Origin of the sequence: Marinobacter sp. S6332, assembly GCF_023016045.1 — a bacterium.
Classification (GTDB): domain Bacteria; phylum Pseudomonadota; class Gammaproteobacteria; order Pseudomonadales; family Oleiphilaceae; genus Marinobacter.
Window position 1 is genome coordinate 54,777 of record NZ_JALKAP010000003.1, and the last position, 17,670, is coordinate 72,446.

Annotated in this window: 14 protein-coding genes and 1 tRNA gene; 1 reads left to right on the top strand and 14 read right to left on the bottom strand. The window is 53.4% G+C overall.

Going from position 1 to position 17,670, the window contains the following annotated elements:
* Nucleotides 1-57 precede the first annotated feature (57 nt).
* The 11 genes from truB to ftsH form a co-directional block, all read right to left on the bottom strand.
* Nucleotides 58-987 carry a tRNA pseudouridine(55) synthase TruB gene (gene truB / locus MWU62_RS04950; RefSeq protein WP_247113821.1) on the bottom strand — a complete coding sequence of 310 codons (930 nt, stop codon included), beginning with the start codon at nt 985-987 and terminating at the stop codon, nt 58-60.
* Nucleotides 984-1,418 (bottom strand): 30S ribosome-binding factor RbfA, encoded by a 435-nt coding sequence (gene rbfA, locus MWU62_RS04955; RefSeq protein WP_247113822.1) that lies wholly within the window; start codon nt 1,416-1,418, stop codon nt 984-986. Before rbfA ends, truB begins: the two co-directional genes overlap by 4 nt.
* Nucleotides 1,418-3,973, bottom strand: a complete 2,556-nt coding sequence (infB, locus tag MWU62_RS04960) for a translation initiation factor IF-2 (protein ID WP_247113823.1) — start codon at nt 3,971-3,973, stop codon at nt 1,418-1,420. The genes rbfA and infB overlap by 1 nt, the downstream gene beginning before the upstream one ends.
* 17 nt (nt 3,974-3,990) lie before the next feature.
* Entirely contained in the window at nt 3,991-5,484 is a 1,494-nt protein-coding gene (nusA, locus tag MWU62_RS04965) for a transcription termination factor NusA (RefSeq protein WP_247113824.1), read from the bottom strand.
* 54 nt (nt 5,485-5,538) lie between these two features.
* Nucleotides 5,539-6,000: a ribosome maturation factor RimP gene (gene rimP, locus MWU62_RS04970; protein ID WP_247113825.1), complete on the bottom strand. Its 462-nt coding sequence runs from the start codon at nt 5,998-6,000 to the stop codon at nt 5,539-5,541.
* A 319-nt stretch (nt 6,001-6,319) separates the two neighbouring features.
* Nucleotides 6,320-6,404, bottom strand: a tRNA-Leu gene (locus MWU62_RS04975).
* Between the two features lie 6 nt (nt 6,405-6,410).
* The gene (secG, locus tag MWU62_RS04980; RefSeq protein WP_247113826.1) at nt 6,411-6,785 is read right to left on the bottom strand and encodes a preprotein translocase subunit SecG; all 375 of its coding nucleotides are present in this window, start codon (nt 6,783-6,785) and stop codon (nt 6,411-6,413) included.
* Between the two features lie 24 nt (nt 6,786-6,809).
* A complete protein-coding gene (gene tpiA / locus MWU62_RS04985) occupies nt 6,810-7,565 on the bottom strand; it encodes a triose-phosphate isomerase (protein WP_247113827.1) in 756 nt (251 codons plus the stop codon).
* A gap of 76 nt (nt 7,566-7,641) precedes the next feature.
* Complete coding sequence (glmM, locus tag MWU62_RS04990; RefSeq protein ID WP_247113828.1) at nt 7,642-8,985, bottom strand: phosphoglucosamine mutase; 1,344 nt, start codon at nt 8,983-8,985, stop codon at nt 7,642-7,644.
* A complete protein-coding gene (folP, locus tag MWU62_RS04995) occupies nt 8,985-9,815 on the bottom strand; it encodes a dihydropteroate synthase (protein ID WP_247113829.1) in 831 nt (276 codons plus the stop codon). The genes glmM and folP overlap by 1 nt, the downstream gene beginning before the upstream one ends.
* 113 nt (nt 9,816-9,928) lie before the next feature.
* On the bottom strand, nt 9,929-11,872 hold the full coding sequence (gene ftsH, locus MWU62_RS05000) for an ATP-dependent zinc metalloprotease FtsH (protein ID WP_247113830.1): 1,944 nt from the start codon (nt 11,870-11,872) through the stop codon (nt 9,929-9,931).
* A 320-nt stretch (nt 11,873-12,192) separates the two neighbouring features.
* On the opposite strand from ftsH, the gene yhbY reads away from it, so the two are divergent.
* Nucleotides 12,193-12,504: a ribosome assembly RNA-binding protein YhbY gene (yhbY, locus tag MWU62_RS05005; protein ID WP_200362058.1), complete on the top strand. Its 312-nt coding sequence runs from the start codon at nt 12,193-12,195 to the stop codon at nt 12,502-12,504.
* Between the two features lie 97 nt (nt 12,505-12,601).
* Here yhbY and greA read toward each other — a convergent pair whose 3' ends face one another.
* The 3 genes from greA to carA all read right to left on the bottom strand — a co-directional run bounded on the left by greA (nt 12,602) and on the right by carA (nt 17,524).
* Entirely contained in the window at nt 12,602-13,081 is a 480-nt protein-coding gene (gene greA, locus MWU62_RS05010; RefSeq protein ID WP_247113831.1) for a transcription elongation factor GreA, read from the bottom strand.
* Nucleotides 13,082-13,085: 4 nt separating this feature from the next.
* Nucleotides 13,086-16,304, bottom strand: a complete 3,219-nt coding sequence (gene carB, locus MWU62_RS05015; protein ID WP_247113832.1) for a carbamoyl-phosphate synthase large subunit — start codon at nt 16,302-16,304, stop codon at nt 13,086-13,088.
* An 89-nt stretch (nt 16,305-16,393) separates the two neighbouring features.
* The gene (carA, locus tag MWU62_RS05020; protein ID WP_247113833.1) at nt 16,394-17,524 is read right to left on the bottom strand and encodes a glutamine-hydrolyzing carbamoyl-phosphate synthase small subunit; all 1,131 of its coding nucleotides are present in this window, start codon (nt 17,522-17,524) and stop codon (nt 16,394-16,396) included.
* Nucleotides 17,525-17,670: the final 146 nt, after the last annotated feature.

Here is a 17,670-nt window from a genome sequence, read left to right on the forward strand (position 1 = left end):
TGCTGTCAAATCCGGCCGAACCGCGCATCTCTACAGCCCGGCTAGACAGCGGCTTGCCTAACGCTTACCGCTGTCACTCACCAATCGACGGGGAACCAATTTGGTTTCCTCGCCTTCTGGCAATGCTTCTGCCAAACCTACAAAGCCTTCGTTGCCATAAACTCGAACGAAGCCATCATATGCTCGGCCCGGTATTCTAACCGGTTGTCCGTTCAATATCGACACCAGAGGTTGGCCCGATAAGCGGTGCTCAGGGAACATGGAAAGCGCCGCATCGGGTGCCACTAAAAGGCCATCGAGACTTTCACCGCGCTCGCGCATTGCCTCTAGATCAGGCACTGCATGCACATCCGCCAAAGTGAACCCGGCAGCCAGTGTGCGTCGAAGCTCAACCACATGAGCACCACACCCAAGCACCTCGCCGATATCCTCAACGAGTGAGCGAATGTACGTACCTTTGGTGCACTTTACGGCGATATCCAGCTCATTTTCACGTATATCCAGAAGCTGAAGCTCGTAGATGGTTACCGGGCGCGCAGGCCGCTCAACTTCTATGCCTTCACGCGCATATTCATAAAGCGGTCGTCCGTTGTGCTTAAGCGCGGAGTACATAGAGGGGACTTGTTGGATATTGCCACGGAACTGTTCAAGCACTGGCTCAAGCACTTCCGGTGTAAGGTCGTTTGGCACTGGTTTAGTGGCGACTATAGCTCCCTCACTGTCACCGGTTTCGGTGCGCTCACCGAGTCGTGCAGTGGCAATGTAGGCCTTATCGCTATCCAGCATCATTTGGGAGAATTTTGTGGCTTCGCCGAAACACAAGGGAAGCACTCCGGTTGCTAGGGGGTCGAGAGCACCGGTATGACCAGCCTTCGCTGCGCCATAGAGGCGCTTGACCTCCTGCAAAATGCCGTTGGAGGTTATACCCAACGGCTTATCGATGACCAGAATGCCATTAACATCACGGCCTTTGCGTCTGCGGCTCAAGCGTTTGACTCCGGATCATTTCCATCATCATTCGGGCTATCGCCGCTCCGTTCGACGGCCGGCTTATCACCAACCGCTTCACGGATCAAACTGTCCATTCTACGGCTGTAGCCTTGAAGCGCATCAAAGTGGAAGCGAAGCTGAGGTATAACCCGTAGCTTCATTGCCCTTCCCACTTGACCGCGAAGGAACCCGGCCGCTCGATTCAATACCGAAATCGAATCTTTTACTTCGGGAGAATCAGCAGTGAGCTCCTCAGTGGTCAACAGAGAGACATAGATATCGGCGTAGCCAAGGTCACGACTAACCTTGACTGCGTTCACCGTTACCATGCCTAGACGCGGATCCTTGACCTCACGCTGAATCAGCTGGGCAAGCTCACGCTGCATCTGATCGCCAATGCGATCAATACGACTGAACTCTCTAGGCATTAGGCCCCCGTAGATTCGAGTTTACGCTCGACTCTAATCCGATCGAAGACTTCGATCTGGTCACCGACCTTCACGTCGTAGCCTTTAACACCGATACCACACTCCATACCGTTGCGAACTTCGGGTACGTCATCCTTAAAGCGACGCAGTGATTCCAGCTCGCCTTCAAAAATAACCACGTTGTCGCGCAGTACACGAATCGGCTTGTTCCGGTATACGTTACCTTCAGTCACCATACAGCCAGCAACCTGACCAAACTTCGGTGAGCGGAATACGTCGCGAACATCGGCAATACCAACTATGTCTTCGCGGAATTCCGGTGCCAACATGCCTGTCAGGGCGCCTTTCACATCATCAAGCAGGTTATAGATGATGCTGTAGTAGCGTAGGTCGAGGCCTTCTTGCTCAACAAGACGTTTGGATGCTGTATCGGCACGCACGTTGAAGCCGAAAATAACAGCGCTGGTTGCCATTGCAAGGCTCACATCTGTCTCGGCAATACCACCAACGCCGGACGAGACGATTTTCACCTGAACTTCGTCGTTACCCAGATCTTGCAGCGACTTGGTTATTGCTTCCAGAGAGCCACGAACGTCGGTTTTCAGAACAACATTGAGGGTTTTAACCTCATCTTTGCCCATATTCTCAAACAGGTTCTCAAGCTTAGCTGCTTGTGCACGCTGCAAACGCTGTTCACGCTCACGAATGTGTCGGAATTCTGCAAGTTCTTTGGCCTTACGCTCATCAGCTACTGCAAAGAACTCGTCACCAGCGTTTGGCGTTCCATTCAAGCCAAGAATCTCGACCGGAATAGACGGGCCTGCTTCTTTAACTTGTTTGCCAGCCTCATCGGTCATTGCACGAACTTTACCGAAGAAGGAGCCTGCAACAACCATATCACCCTGACGCAGAGTACCGTTCTGAACCAGAACAGTGGCAACAGAGCCACGGCCACGCTCGAGACTGGACTCAACCACAACGCCGTTGGCCGGTGCATCAGGCGAGGCCTGAAGCTCAAGGATCTCGGCTTGCAGCAGAACCGCTTCAAGCAATGTATCAACGCCTTCACCAGAGTGCGCAGAAATGGGCACAAACTGAACGTCGCCACCCCAATCTTCCGGAATAACTTCGATCGCTGCCAATTCGTTCTTCACGCGGTCCGGATCGGCCTGCTCCTTATCCATCTTGGTGATTGCCACCACGATAGGAACACCTGCAGAGCGGGCGTGTTGCACGGCTTCTTTGGTTTGTGGCATCACACCGTCGTCGGATGCAACAACCAGAATAACGATATCGGTGCATTGGGCACCACGAGCACGCATTGCGGTGAACGCCGCGTGGCCCGGTGTATCCAAGAAAGAAATCATGCCCTGATCGGTTTCTACATGGTAGGCACCAATATGCTGGGTAATACCACCAGACTCGCCGGAAGCAACTTTTGTACGGCGAATGTAGTCCAACAGTGACGTTTTACCGTGGTCAACGTGGCCCATCACACTCACAACCGGAGCACGCTTGGCCTTTTCCTTGCCTTCCACTTTGAATTCGCTGAGCACGTCATGCTCAAACGCGTCATCACTAATAGGCTTAGCTTTATGGCCCAATTCCTCAACAACCAGTGTTGATGTCTCTTGGTCCAGAGGCTGATTAATGGTGGCCATCACGCCCATGCCCATCAACACCTTGATAACATCACCGGATTTAACGGCCATACGTTGGGCAAGATCGCCTACGGTAATAACTTCAGGAACTTCTACTTCTCTGACCATTGGTTTGGTCGGCCTCTCGAAGCCATGACGCTTCTCTTTGGGTTTCTTTTTGGCCCGCAACGGCTTGCGCAATGTGGTGTCATCATCGTCATCCGAGATTACCACTGGAGCGTCTGCAGGGCGATTACGTGGTCCGCGATGGCCAGCCTGTTTCTTTTTCGGCTTACCTTCTTCGGTTTCGTCACCACGCTCACGGACTTTGTCTTTCTTCTTCTTGGGCTTGCGGTCCTTGCCTTCACCCTCTGGCGGCGGCATAGGCATATCTTCCGGAGCAATTACAGGTTCTGGTTCTGCCGCTTTTTCAGGCTCAGCCTTGGCAGCAGGTGCCTGCTCTTCAACAACAGGCGCCTCTTCTTTAGATACTTCAGCAGGAGCCTCTGCCTCTGCCTGCGGAGCTGTTACATTCTCAACCTGCTCAGCCTGCGGTTGCTCCAACTTCTGCTCTTCCGGCAACTCTTCAGCTGCCGGCGTTGCCGCTTCCGGCTCCGGCTGCAATTCCGCACGCTTAACATAAGTGCGGCGCTTACGCACCTCCACGTTCACGGTCTTGGCTTTACCCGCCTTGAGCGTAGTTGTGGTTTTGCGCTTAAGCGTAATCTTGTTCGGCTCAGCGCCTGCTTCACCGTGGGTCTTTCTCAGATAAGCCAGCAACTGCTGCTTCTCATCACTGGAAACAGCGTCGTTTTCAGAGCGGGCTTTCAGGCCTGCCTCCACGATCTGCTTCAGTAAACGATCCACGGGAGCGCCTACATCATCGGCCAGTTGTTTTACCGTTACTTCAGCCATACTGGTCTCCTCCCGAATTAAGCCTGGTCTTCAAACCAGGGGGCGCGTGCGATCATAATCAGCTTTCCTGCACGCTCTTCATCCATACCTTCGATTTCGAGCAAATCGTCAACCGACTGCTCCGCCAGATCTTCCATGGTACGTACACCCATGCCGGCGAGCTTAAACGCCAGACCACGATCCATCTCGTCCATACCTAGAAGATCCTCTGCAGGCTCTGCGCCATCAAGGGCCTCCTCGCTAGCCAGGGCCTTATTTAGCAGGGCATCCTTAGCGCGACGACGTAGTTCTGTGACTGTGTCTTCGTCGAAACCGTCAATCGCCAGCATCTCTTCCATAGGTACGTAGGCAACCTCTTCAATGGAGGTAAAGCCTTCGTCAATCATCACGCCAGCAAACTCTTCGTCCACATCAAGGTGGGCGGTAAAGTGCTCAACCAGCGTATTGTACTCTTGTTCCTGACGCTCACCGGCCTCCTCTTCCGTCATTACGTTAAGAGTCCAGCCCGTCAAATCTGTAGCCAAACGAACGTTTTGCCCATTTCGGCCAATGGCCTGTGCCAAATTGTCTTCGGCAACAGCAACTTCCATTGTGTGGCGGTCTTCGTCCATCACGATCGAGGCAACTTCTGCTGGCGCCATAGCGTTAATAACCAGCTGCGCAGGGTTGTCATCCCAAAGCACTATATCGACGCGTTCGCCGCCCAATTCATTGGAAACAGCCTGAACACGAGACCCTCGCATGCCTACACAGGCACCAACCGGGTCAATGCGACGGTCGTTGGTTTTAACCGCGATTTTAGCGCGGGAACCTGGATCCCGGGCAGCGCCTCGGATCTCGATCAACTCTTCGGCAATTTCCGGAACTTCAATACGGAACAGTTCTACCAACATTTGCGGCGCAGAGCGGCTCAGGATGAGTTGCGGGCCACGGTGGTCTGTGCGGATCTCCAACAGCAAAGAACGAACCCTGTCGCCCATACGGAAAGTTTCCCGCGGAATCAGGTGCTCTCTAGGCAGCAGAGCTTCAGCGTTGGCACCAAGATCAACGATAACGTTATCGCGTGTGACCTTCTTAACGGTACCTGAAACCAGTTCACCCACACGGTCGCGATAGCTGTCAACGATTTTACTGCGCTCAGCCTCACGAACCTTTTGGAAAATGATCTGCTTTGCAGCTTGGGCTCCGATGCGGCCGAAGGCAACAGATTCCGCCTTCTCCTCATAGGTATCACCAGGCTTCAATGCAGGGTCGATTTCTTCGGCTTCCTGTAATGTGAGCTCGGTACCTAGTGCTGGCACCGCATCATTGTCGACCACCAGCCAACGGCGGAAGGTTTCATACTCACCGGTGCGACGGTCAATGGACACGCGCACATCCGACTCTTCGTCTTCGTAACGTTTTTTCGCAGCGGTGGCGAGGGCCAACTCGATTGCCTCGAAAATAACATCCTTCTCGACGCCTTTTTCGTTCGAGACGGCTTCAACCACCAGCAAGATCTCTTTACTCATTGGATTGCCCTGCCCTGAAAATAAACTGTGCATCTACTGAGTTGTTCAAATAGCTCACTCGAATACCGGAATGATTTGGGCTTTTTCTATGCTGTCAAAAGGTAGTAGATACTCGTGATCATCAACAACCACGACTACATCATCTCCCTCCACACCCTTAATTAGCCCCTGAAACTTGCGGCGGCCTTCAAACGCCATACGCAAGCGAATTTGCACTTGATGCCCCACAAACGCCTGATATTGCTCAAGCCGGAATAGCGGCCTATCCATTCCAGGGGACGAAACTTCAAGCGTATATTCTGTTTGGATGGGATCTTCCACATCCATTACACCACTGATTTGGCGGCTGACTTTTTCGCAATCGTCGATGCCTATACCCTTCTCGGCATCGTCTATAAAGACCCGCAGCATGGATTGGTAGCCCTTCGAGCGATACTCAATACCCCAGAACTCGTAACCCAAACCTTCCACCACAGGGCGAAGTATGTCTTCCAGTTGTTTAAGCTTGCCTGACAAGTTAGGCGGTCTCCGTTATGTAATTTACCGGCCCCAAAAACAAAAAAAGGGCTGTTAGCCAGCCCTTTTAACGCACCAGGGCCCGTTGCGCCAGGCCCCTTAATCAAAAAGCCCCGATAACTGGGGCCTTTTGTTGCAAGAACTCGCAGGAAGCAAACCGGTAAACCGCTTCCTGCTGACAGACACCTGGCCTGCCAGAAACCCGACAACAAAAGATGCCGGACTCCAATATTCGCCGGAGTATAGAGACGCCGAGCGAACTGGTCAAGGACTGCTCAAAAAAACGGCCTGGATAAACCAAGCCGTTTTTCTTACTAATTGGTGCCCAAGGCCGGACTCGAACCGGCACGGCTTTCGCCACTACCCCCTCAAGATAGCGTGTCTACCAGTTCCACCACTTGGGCAACACCTCACTCGAGCTCAGGGAGTCCAGACTCCCCGCTCTCGACTTCGCCTTCACCAGCGCCACCTTCAACAGCACTCTCTACAGGCACCTGACTAGACTCCTGAACGGTTGGAATCCCCGCCTCACCTGCTACTTCTGCGCGCTGCTTGGCAAACACTGCCAGCGAAAAACTTGTTACAAAAAATACAATTGCAAGCATGGTAGTAACGCGAGTCAAAAAACTCCCACTACCCTGACTGCCGAATACAGTTTGCGAAGCACCGCCACCAAAGGCCGCTCCCGCATCCGCACCCTTACCCTGCTGGATTAACACCAGACCCACCAGTGCCACCGCGATTACCACGTGCACAACGACTACTAGTGTCTCCATCCAATCCATATCAATTCTCGCGAGCCTTTAGCTTTAAGAACTTGCCGGAAAATAACGGCAAATACTGATAAATTCTTCTGCGACCAGCGATGCACCGCCGATTAAACCGCCGTCTATATCCGGCTCTGAAAAAAGAGCCGCTGCATTATCCGCTTTTACGCTGCCGCCGTAAAGTAGAGAAATCTCTTCGGCTGGCGCACCCATGCCTTTCAATACAGAACGTATTGAGGCGTGCATGGCCTGAGCGTCTTCGGCGGTAGCCGTTTTACCGGTACCAATTGCCCAAACAGGCTCGTAGGCTACCACGATGCTCTTCCACTCACCTGACACAGCAGACAAACCCAGCCGTACCTGACTCGCGACTACCGATTCAGCCAAACCCGACTCGCGCTCTTCGAGAGTCTCGCCTACACACACTATGGCTGCTAAACCACTAGCAACTATCAGCGCCACTTTTTCGGCAACCAACTCATCGGTTTCCCCGAAAATCTGCCTGCGCTCTGAGTGGCCAACAAGTACGTATTTGCAGCCTGAGTCTTTGGCCATCTCCGAGGAAATTTCGCCCGTATATGCCCCAGACTGCCACTGCCCTACATTCTGAACACCAACTGAAATAGCGCCATCGGCCTGATCCAGTACGTCCCTGATATAGATTGCGGGTGGAATAATAACAACCTCCACGCCATTATCAAGAGAGCCAGCCTCTGCCTGAACATAACCCACCAGCTTTTCCGAAAGGCCTTTCGACCCGTTCATCTTCCAGTTTCCGGCTACAATCTTGCGACGCATAACACTTCCCGAATGTTAGGGAGGGCGCACTATACAGCAGTCCCTCAGAACAGACAACAGCTTGAAATCAACAAAATCAGGGCGTTGAATTTTCCACCACCGCGGCCAGCTTTTTCACAACACGACTTATTTCGTCGGCATTTTGACCTTCCGCCATTACGCGGATCAAAGGCTCAGTTCCAGACGCTCGCAGCAGAATTCTACCCGAACCTCCAAGCTCCTCTTCGGCCCTCTGTACCGCAGCTACGATATCATCGCGACTGAACGGGTCAAAGCGAGCTGCAACCCGAACATTAATCATTGTTTGAGGTAACTTGCTCATCTCTCGACGCAGCTCAGCCAACGTCCTTCCTGACTTACCAATAGCCAAAAGCACCTGAAGCGCTGAGATAATACCATCACCGGTGCTCGTGCAATCACGTATGACCATGTGTCCCGAGCCTTCGCCACCGAGCACCCAGTTGTTGGCAATCAGGCGTTCCATCACATACCGGTCACCAACATTGGCGCGCTCGAAAGAAATACCCATCTCCGTCAACGCCAACTCCACACCCAGATTGGTCATCAGCGTGCCGACCACACCGCCTTTCAGGCGATCCTCTGCAAACCTCTGAGAAGCAATCACATAAAGCAGCTCATCACCGTCAACCTCAGAGCCATCGCGATCAACCATAAGCACCCGGTCGCCATCACCGTCGAAGGCGATACCCAAGTCTGCGCCTTTATCAATAACAGCCCGTTTCAGCGCATCAAGGTGGGTGGAGCCTACATCCAAATTGATGTTGAGCCCGTCTGGCTCCGCACCAATAACAGAAACCCTCGCACCCAGTTCACGAAATACTTTTGGCGCAACGTGATAAGTAGCCCCATGAGCGCAGTCCAGCACTATCTTCAAGTTATCCAGTGTGAACTCGTTAGGCACGGTGCTTTTGCAGAACTCCACATAACGCCCCGGCGCATCTTCTATTCGCGACGCTTTACCTAACTCGCCGGGCTCGCAAACCTCAATCGGCTTATCCAGCCAACGTTCGATTTCAGTTTCCAAAGCATCGTCGAGCTTGGTGCCGTCCGCGGAGAAAAATTTGATGCCGTTATCATGATGGGGGTTATGGGAGGCACTAATAACGATACCCGCCGACGCGCGGAAAGTACGGGTTAAATAGGCAATGGCGGGCGTCGGCATGGGGCCTAATAATTTTACATCCACCCCTGCAGCTGACAATCCGGCCTCCAAAGCTGACTCGAACATATAGCCGGACAACCTGGTGTCCTTGCCGATTAACACGCTGTTGCGCTGACCCGCTCTCTTGAACGCTTGCCCGGCAGCCCAACCCAGATGCAACATAAACTCAGGTGTAATCGGATGCTCACCGACCTTTCCACGTATGCCATCGGTACCAAAATACCTTCTTCCGGACATCAAACTACCCCCTTCACGGCCGTCGCAACCTTGACGGCATCTATGGTTTCCCTGACATCATGCACGCGGATTATACTCGCACCCTTCATTGCCGATATTGTCGCGGCCGCGATACTGGCTGACAACCTTTCGTCAACTTCACGGCCGGTGATCTGCCCTAGCATGGATTTTCTGGACATACCCACCAGCACCGGATGTCCCAAAGCCTGAAGCCGCTCCAGCGCAGCCAATAAACGAAGATTATGCTCTAGGTTTTTCCCAAAACCGAAACCCGGGTCCAATATTATATTATTTGCCGCAATACCAGCTTGTGCAGCAGCCCTAACACGTTGGGCCAAAAAATCCCCTACCTCCCGTAGCACGTTACGGTATTCGGGGCGCTCCTGCATGGTTTCCGGCTCACCCTGTATATGCATAACACAAACCGGTACGCGGGCCTTAGCTGCCGCGGTTAAAGCTCCCTCTCTCTGCAGTGCACGCACATCATTAATCAGCCCAGCTCCAAGCTTTGTTGCCTGAGACATCACCTCGGGAGTGCTGGTATCCACCGAAACGATAACATCTAAGTCCCGTGAAATAGCTTCAACCACTGGGCAAACTCGATCAAGCTCTTCTTGAACCGATACGCTAGCAGCACCGGGCCTAGTAGACTCGCCTCCTACGTCAATAAACGCGGCACCATCAGACGCCATTTGTCGCGCCCTTGCCAAGGCCACATCCAGCTGGCTGAACCGACCACCGTCAGAGAAAGAATCTGGCGTTACATTGAGTACGCCCATCACATGGCAGCGGGACATATCCAGAACTCGCCCGGCGAAATCTATTTCCATAGAAAACCTTTTAAGAATAGGTTCCAGAACCGATAAACAGTTGCCGTAAAAAACAAACGCCGCCCTTCAACAGGGCGGCGTAAGTAATCTCAAGCTTGATGTAACCCTGAGCCTCAGTGCTCTCCAGCCGGGCGACCGACATCTGGCCTCTGACTGTCATCAGCAGGCTTGGCCTCTGGAGCCTTGCCCGCATCGTCAGCTTTGACGCCACCTGCCGAGCCCCGATCGTCCCAACCCTTCGGCGGGCGAGGAGTACGACCTTCCATGATGTCATCAATCTGGTGACGGTCGATGGTTTCGTACTTCATCAAAGCCTGAGCCATGGCGTCGAGCTTTTCACGGTTATCAACCAGGATCTGAGTCGCCTTCTCGTAACATGTATCAATGATGTTACGCACTTCTTCATCAATCCGCTGCGCGGTCTCCGGAGAGTAGACCGTCTGTGACTGCCCAGCAGAGCGGCCAAGGAACGGCTCTTCGCTATCTGTGTCGTACTGCAGAGGCCCGAGCTTCTCTGACAACCCCCAGCGAGTAACCATGTTACGCGCCAGACTCGTAGCCCGCTCGATGTCATTAGACGCACCGGTGGTGACCCCGTCGAAGCCTAGGGTCAATTCTTCAGCGATACGCCCGCCAAACAAACTGCAGATAGAACTAATCAGGAAGCGCTTGCTATGGCTGTACTTATCCTCTTCCGGGAGGAACATAGTGACACCCAAAGCGCGACCTCGAGGAATAATACTCACCTTGTATACCGGGTCGTGCTCCGGCATCAGGCGGCCGACAATAGCGTGCCCGGCTTCGTGGTAGGCCGTATTCAGCTTTTCCTTTTCGCTCATCACCATGGACTTGCGCTCGGCGCCCATCATGATTTTATCTTTCGCGAGCTCAAACTCTTCCATGGAGACCAAACGCTGGTTTCTGCGAGCAGCAAAAAGCGCAGCCTCGTTAACTAGGTTGGCAAGGTCAGCACCGGAGAAGCCGGGAGTACCGCGCGCGATGAATGCGGGCTCAACGTTCTCATCTAATGGCACTTTTTTCATGTGAACCTTGAGAATCTGTTCACGACCAATAATATCTGGCAAACCGACAACCACCTGACGGTCGAAACGACCTGGACGCAGAAGCGCAGGGTCCAGAACATCTGGACGGTTAGTAGCGGCGATAACGATAACGCCCTCGTTGCCCTCAAAGCCGTCCATTTCGACAAGAAGCTGGTTTAGGGTTTGCTCACGCTCGTCGTGGCCTCCACCCATACCAGCGCCACGGTGACGACCGACGGCGTCGATTTCATCAATAAAGATGATGCAGGGGCTCTGCTTCTTGGCTTGCTCGAACATATCCCGCACCCGGGATGCGCCAACACCTACAAACATTTCGACGAAGTCGGAACCGGAAATCGAGAAAAAAGGAACTTTAGCCTCGCCCGCGATTGCCTTGGCAAGAAGGGTTTTACCGGTACCCGGCTGCCCGACCATCAAAACACCTTTAGGGATGCTGCCACCTAGACGCTGAAATTTGCTGGGATCCCGAAGGAAGTCCACCAGCTCTTTTACGTCTTCCTTGGCTTCATCCACACCAGCCACGTCTGCGAACGTGGTCTTGATCTGATCTTCGCTCATCAAGCGCGCTTTACTTTTACCAAACGACATGGGGCCTTTGCCGCCTCCGCCGCCTTGCATCTGGCGCATGAAGAACACAAACAGCGCAATAATAATCAGTATCGGGAATGCCGCGACTAAAAGCTGCGTCCACAGGCTCTGGCGTTCGGGCTGTTTGCCGATCACTTCAACCTGATTTGCAAGCAGATCGTCCATCAGCTTGTTATCCGCCACCTGAGGGCGAATCGTCTCAAACTGGGATCCATCGCCACGGGTGCCCTGAATTTCCAGACCATCAATGGTGACTCTGTTGACTTGGCCCTGCTGAACCATTTCAACGAATTGGGAATAATTGACTTGCTGCCCGCTGGTGGTGGGAGAAAAATTCTGAAACACCATCAACAGAACAGCGGCTATGATTAGCCAAAGAACCAGATTTTTTGCCATATCGCTCAAGGATCATCACCTGTGAATTGAAGAGCGGGCCGTCGAAGGAACCACTCTTTACCGACACCTTACACCAATTGTACGTCTATCCACCAGAAACGGCCCATCCGTAACGGCCCCAGAAAAACGCAGCTGCGGATCAACCTGAATGCACTCGATGCGCCGGATAAATCCCCATATACGTTATATGTGGGTTTCATCTCGGAAATTACAACGCCTGCAGGGTGATCTGTATACAAGGTTGTCTGTTACAATCCGCCAATTATACGACGTTGCCAGCGAATATACCGCTGACCTTTTGTTAATTGCACCGATAAAGAGATTACATCATGAGCCTTTCAGCGGAACAGCGCCGGGAATACCGGGCCATCGCCCACAACCTGAAGCCCGTCATTATTGTGGGCGACAAGGGCCTCACCGAGAACCTTCAGGAAGAGCTGGATCGCGCTCTGAACGACCACGAACTCATCAAGATAAAAGTGGCAAGTCAGGATCGAGAAGCTCGTCAGGAAGCAATCAACGCCCTATGCGAAGCCAGCGGTGCCGAAGTGGTGCAGACTATCGGGAAAATTGCCGTTCTGATGCGCAGAGCCAAAAAGCCCAACCCGAAGCTTTCCAACCTGCTACGCCACAAAAACTGACGCTTGCGAAAGCTGTAAAAACAAAAAACCGGCTGCATAAATACAGCCGGTTTTTTGCTTTCTCGGGCGCAGGGTAACTAAACCGGCGCCCATCGAATCAGATGTATTCCACCTTTCCGATTTCGTATTCCACTGTGCCCGACGGCACGCGAATAGCGACAACGTCGTCTTCATTTTTGCCAACTAGCGCACGGGCAATGGGCGAAGATATCGACAATTTGCCTTCCTTGATATCCGCCTCATCCTCACCGACGATTTTGTAGACAACTTCCTCGTCTGTATCCACATTCAGCAAATGCACTGTGGTGCCGAAAATGACCCTGCCGGTATTTTCCATTTCCGTAACATCAATCACCTGCGCGGCAGAAAGCTTGCCTTCTATTTCCTGAATCCGGCCCTCAATAAAGCTTTGCTGTTCACGGGCAGCGTGGTACTCGGCGTTTTCTTTGAGGTCACCGTGCTCACGGGCATCCGAAATCGCCGCAATAACTCGCGGACGATCCTTGGATTTCAGCTGCTGAAGCTCCTCACGTAGGCGGGCTTCGCCCGCTTTGGTCATAGGTACTCTTTCACTCATAATCTTACTTCCCTGCGTGAAGGTCTTGCAGGCGGCGTACTGTGCGCTCCGGGCCGAACTTGATAGCCCGACAGAAGGCTTCGCCGCCAGCCAGTGTTGTTGTATAAGCTACTTTGGTCTGCAGAGCTGACTGACGAATCTGCGCCGAGTCAGACACAGCCTTGCGGCCCTCAGTGGTGTTAATAATGAGCTGGACCTGACCGTTCTTAATGGCGTCGACAATGTGCGGCCGCCCTTCTCCCACCTTATTAACTCGAGCTACCTCAATGCCTTGCTCACGGAGTGCTTTCGCCGTACCAGTAGTAGCGACAAGCTGGAAGCCAATATCAACCAAATCCCGGGCAAGCTGAATGGCGCCTGCCTTGTCCACATCACGAACCGACATGAACACCGTACCACTGGAAGGCAAGCGCTCTCCAATGGCTAGCGACGCCTTAGCAAAGGCCTCATCGAAGCTGTCGCCCAGCCCCATTACTTCGCCCGTTGATTTCATTTCGGGCCCAAGAATCGGATCCACCGAGGGGAACTTGTTGAATGGGAACACTGACTCTTTTACCGCGTAATAGCTAGGCACAACTTCTTTAGTAAAGCCTTGTTCCGCAAGGGAGGTGCCAGCCATTACTCGCGCCGCCACTTTCGCCAGAGACACACCAATGGCCTTTGATACAAACGGCACGGTTCTTGAGGCACGGGGGTTAACTTCGATCACGTAGATCTCGTCATCCTGCCAAGCCAACTGCACATTCATCAAGCCGATCACTTCTAATTCGATGGCCATTTTTCTGACCGCCTCACGCATTGCGTCTTGAACATCGGCAGGCAGCGTGTAGGGCGGCAAGGAGCAAGCAGAATCACCGGAGTGAATGCCCGCCTGCTCAATATGCTGCATGATGCCGCCAATAACCACATCCTTGCCGTCACAAATGGCGTCTATATCAACCTCAATGGCAGCATTCAGGAAGTGGTCCAGCAATACCGGGCTGTCGTTGGATACAAGAACAGCACTGCGCATGTAGCGTACCAGCTCATCTTCGCCGTATACGATTTCCATAGCACGGCCGCCCAGCACGTAGGATGGACGCACCACCAGCGGGTAGCCAATCTCACTGGCCGCAACTATGCCTTCTTCAAGGCTGCGCACAGTAGCGTTTTCCGGCTGCTTGAGACCCAAACGCTGAATCATCTGCTGGAACCGCTCACGATCTTCCGCGCGGTCAATGGCGTCCGGGCTGGTGCCGATGATGGGCACACCTGCAGCTTCCAGACCTCGTGCCAGCTTCAGCGGAGTCTGGCCACCGTACTGGACGATCACACCCTTGGGCTTCTCGATGTTGATGATTTCCAGCACATCTTCCAGCGTAATCGGCTCAAAATACAGCCGGTCAGAGGTGTCGTAATCGGTGGAGACGGTTTCCGGGTTGCAGTTGATCATGATGGTTTCGTAGCCATCTTCGCGCATGGCAAAGGCTGCGTGCACGCAGCAATAATCAAACTCGATGCCCTGTCCAATGCGGTTAGGACCACCGCCAATAACAACAATTTTCTCACGATCACTGGGCGCCGCTTCGCACTCCTCCTCGTAGGTGGAGTACATGTAGGCTGTAGCCGAAGCAAACTCGGCGGCACAGCTGTCCACACGCTTGTATACCGGGCGGATGTCTAAATCGTGCCGCAACTTGCGAAGACTCACATCTGTGATACCCAGCAACTTGGCCAAGCGGGCGTCAGAGAAGCCTTTGCGCTTGAGTCGGAACAAAGTGGCATGATCGATATCGGCTTTACCGGCAGACTTCAGGGCCTGCTCTTCGCGGATAAGATCTTCGATCTGCACCAGATACCAGGGGTCCACTTTGGTGAACTCGAACACATCTTCCACGCTCAGCCCGGCGCGGAAAGCATCACCGATGTACCAAATACGATCAGCGCCGGGAACGCTAAGTTCGCGAGTTAGGGTTTCGCGGGAGCTTTCGGAGGTGAACTCTTCAAGCTTCTCATCAAACCCGTCAGAGCCTACTTCTAGCCCTCGCAGGGCTTTCTGCAGAGACTCTTGGAAGGTGCGGCCAATGGCCATAACTTCGCCAACAGACTTCATCTGGGTGGTTAGACGTGCATCGGCCTGCGGGAATTTTTCAAAGGTAAACCGGGGGATTTTCGTAACCACGTAATCAATACTAGGCTCGAAAGATGCCGGTGTTATGCCGCCGGTTATCTCGTTGCGTAGCTCGTCCAGCGTGTAGCCTATTGCGAGCTTGGCGGCAACTTTAGCAATCGGGAAGCCCGTTGCTTTGGAGGCGAGAGCCGACGACCGGGATACCCTAGGGTTCATCTCGATAACGACCATACGGCCGGTGTCCGGATGGATACCAAACTGTACGTTGGAGCCGCCGGTTTCCACACCAATTTCGCGCAACACAGCCAGCGAGGCATCGCGCATGATCTGGTATTCCTTGTCGGTCAGCGTCTGGGCTGGCGCAACAGTGATGGAATCGCCGGTGTGGACGCCCATGGCGTCAAAGTTCTCAATGGAGCACACGATAATGCAGTTGTCCGCTTTGTCGCGCACAACCTCCATTTCGTACTCTTTCCAACCAATCAACGACTCATCGATAAGTAGTTCGTTGGTGGGGGAAAGGTCGAGGCCGCGGGTACAAATTTCTTCAAACTCGTCCCGGTTGTATGCGATACCACCACCAGAGCCGCCCATAGTGAACGACGGACGAATAATGCACGGGAAGCCGATATCTTCAGCAACTTTCCAGGCTTCTTCCATGGTGTGTGCAATGGAGGCACGCGGGCACTCCAGACCGATGGCCTTCATGGCCTTATCGAAACGACTCCGGTCTTCGGCCTTGTCGATGGTATCGGCGTTGGCGCCAATCATTTCAACGCCGTGCTCAGCCAGAACCCCGTGCTTTTCTAATTCCAGCGCGCAATTCAGCGCAGTCTGGCCGCCCATTGTAGGCAGTACGGCATCGGGTTTCTCTTTTTCAATGATTTTGGCAACAGTTTGCCAGGTGATCGGCTCGATGTAGGTGGCATCTGCCATCACCGGGTCGGTCATGATGGTGGCCGGGTTCGAGTTAACCAGAATGACGCGGTAGCCTTCCTCACGCAGGGCTTTACAGGCCTGAGCTCCGGAGTAGTCAAATTCGCACGCCTGCCCGATTACAATCGGGCCTGCGCCCAGAATCAGGATGCTTTTAATATCGGTCCGTTTTGGCATGTCTTGGTAAACCTGTCAGCAACATTTAAATTCTTGCAGCGCAAAAACGCGGCGCGTGTCTGGGTGACGTTTTTGTCTTTGGTCCGGCGTTAAGCCGAACGGGCCTCCATCAGCCGAATGAACTCGTCAAATAAAGGCGCCACATCACCGGGCCCCGGGCTCGCCTCTGGGTGTCCCTGAAAACTGAATGCTGGCTTGTCGGTGCGGCGAACGCCTTGCAAAGTGCCGTCGAACAGCGATTTGTGGGTTACTTCCAGCACGGAGGGTAATGAAGCTTCGTCCACCGCAAACCCGTGGTTCTGGCTGGTAATCATGACGGTGTTGTTTTCGAGGCGCTGCACCGGATGGTTGGCGCCGTGATGGCCATGCTTCATCTTCATGCTTTTCGCACCACTGGCAATGGCCAGAAGCTGGTGTCCCAAACAGATGCCAAATACGGGAATTTCAGTTTCGAGCACGTTTTGAATGGCCTTGATTGCGTAGTCACAAGGTTCTGGGTCGCCAGGGCCATTGGACAGGAAGATGCCATCAGGGTTCATAGCCAATACTTCTGATGCTGGTGTTTGAGCAGGCACAACGGTTACTTCGCAACCGCGAGCTGCGAGCATACGCAATATGTTGAACTTCACGCCGTAATCCCAAGCTACAACTTTGAACTTTTGTTGGCTATTTTCTGCGTAGCCTTCACCGAGTGTCCATTCGCCTTGAGTCCATTTGTAGGGCTTTTCGCAGGTAACGACTTTGGCCAGATCCATGCCTTCGAGCCCGGGAAACGCGTTGGCAAGCTCCAGTGCGCGTTCTGCCGTGGCATTTGCTCCGGCTACAATAGCACCACTCTGTGAGCCTTTATCGCGGAGGATACGCGTAAGGCGACGGGTATCAATATCGGCGATCCCGACAATGTTGTTGCTTCGCAGGTATTCGTCCAGCGATTCGGTGCTGCGCCAGTTACTAGCCACTAGGGGCAGATCTCGGATGATCAGGCCAGCGGCTTGAATGCGATCTGACTCTACATCTACTTCGTTCACGCCGGTGTTGCCGATGTGAGGATAGGTCAGGGTAACGAGCTGGCGGGCGTAGGACGGATCGGTCAATATTTCTTGGTAGCCGGTCATGGCGGTGTTAAACACCACTTCGCCGCTGGTTTCGCCGTCAGCGCCAATAGCGGTGCCGTAAAACAGGCTTCCGTCTGCGAGTGCAAGGATTGCGGGTGTGCTCAAGGCTTGTATCCTCATCGGGTGGCGTTTCGGTTCGTCACGTGCAGGAACGCAAGCGCAAATTCAGGTCGCAAAAAAGCGAGAGGGAGTAAAAACTCCGTCCCGCTTTTTTGTTATCCGGGGACTTTATTTGTCCCTTGGGCTTTTAA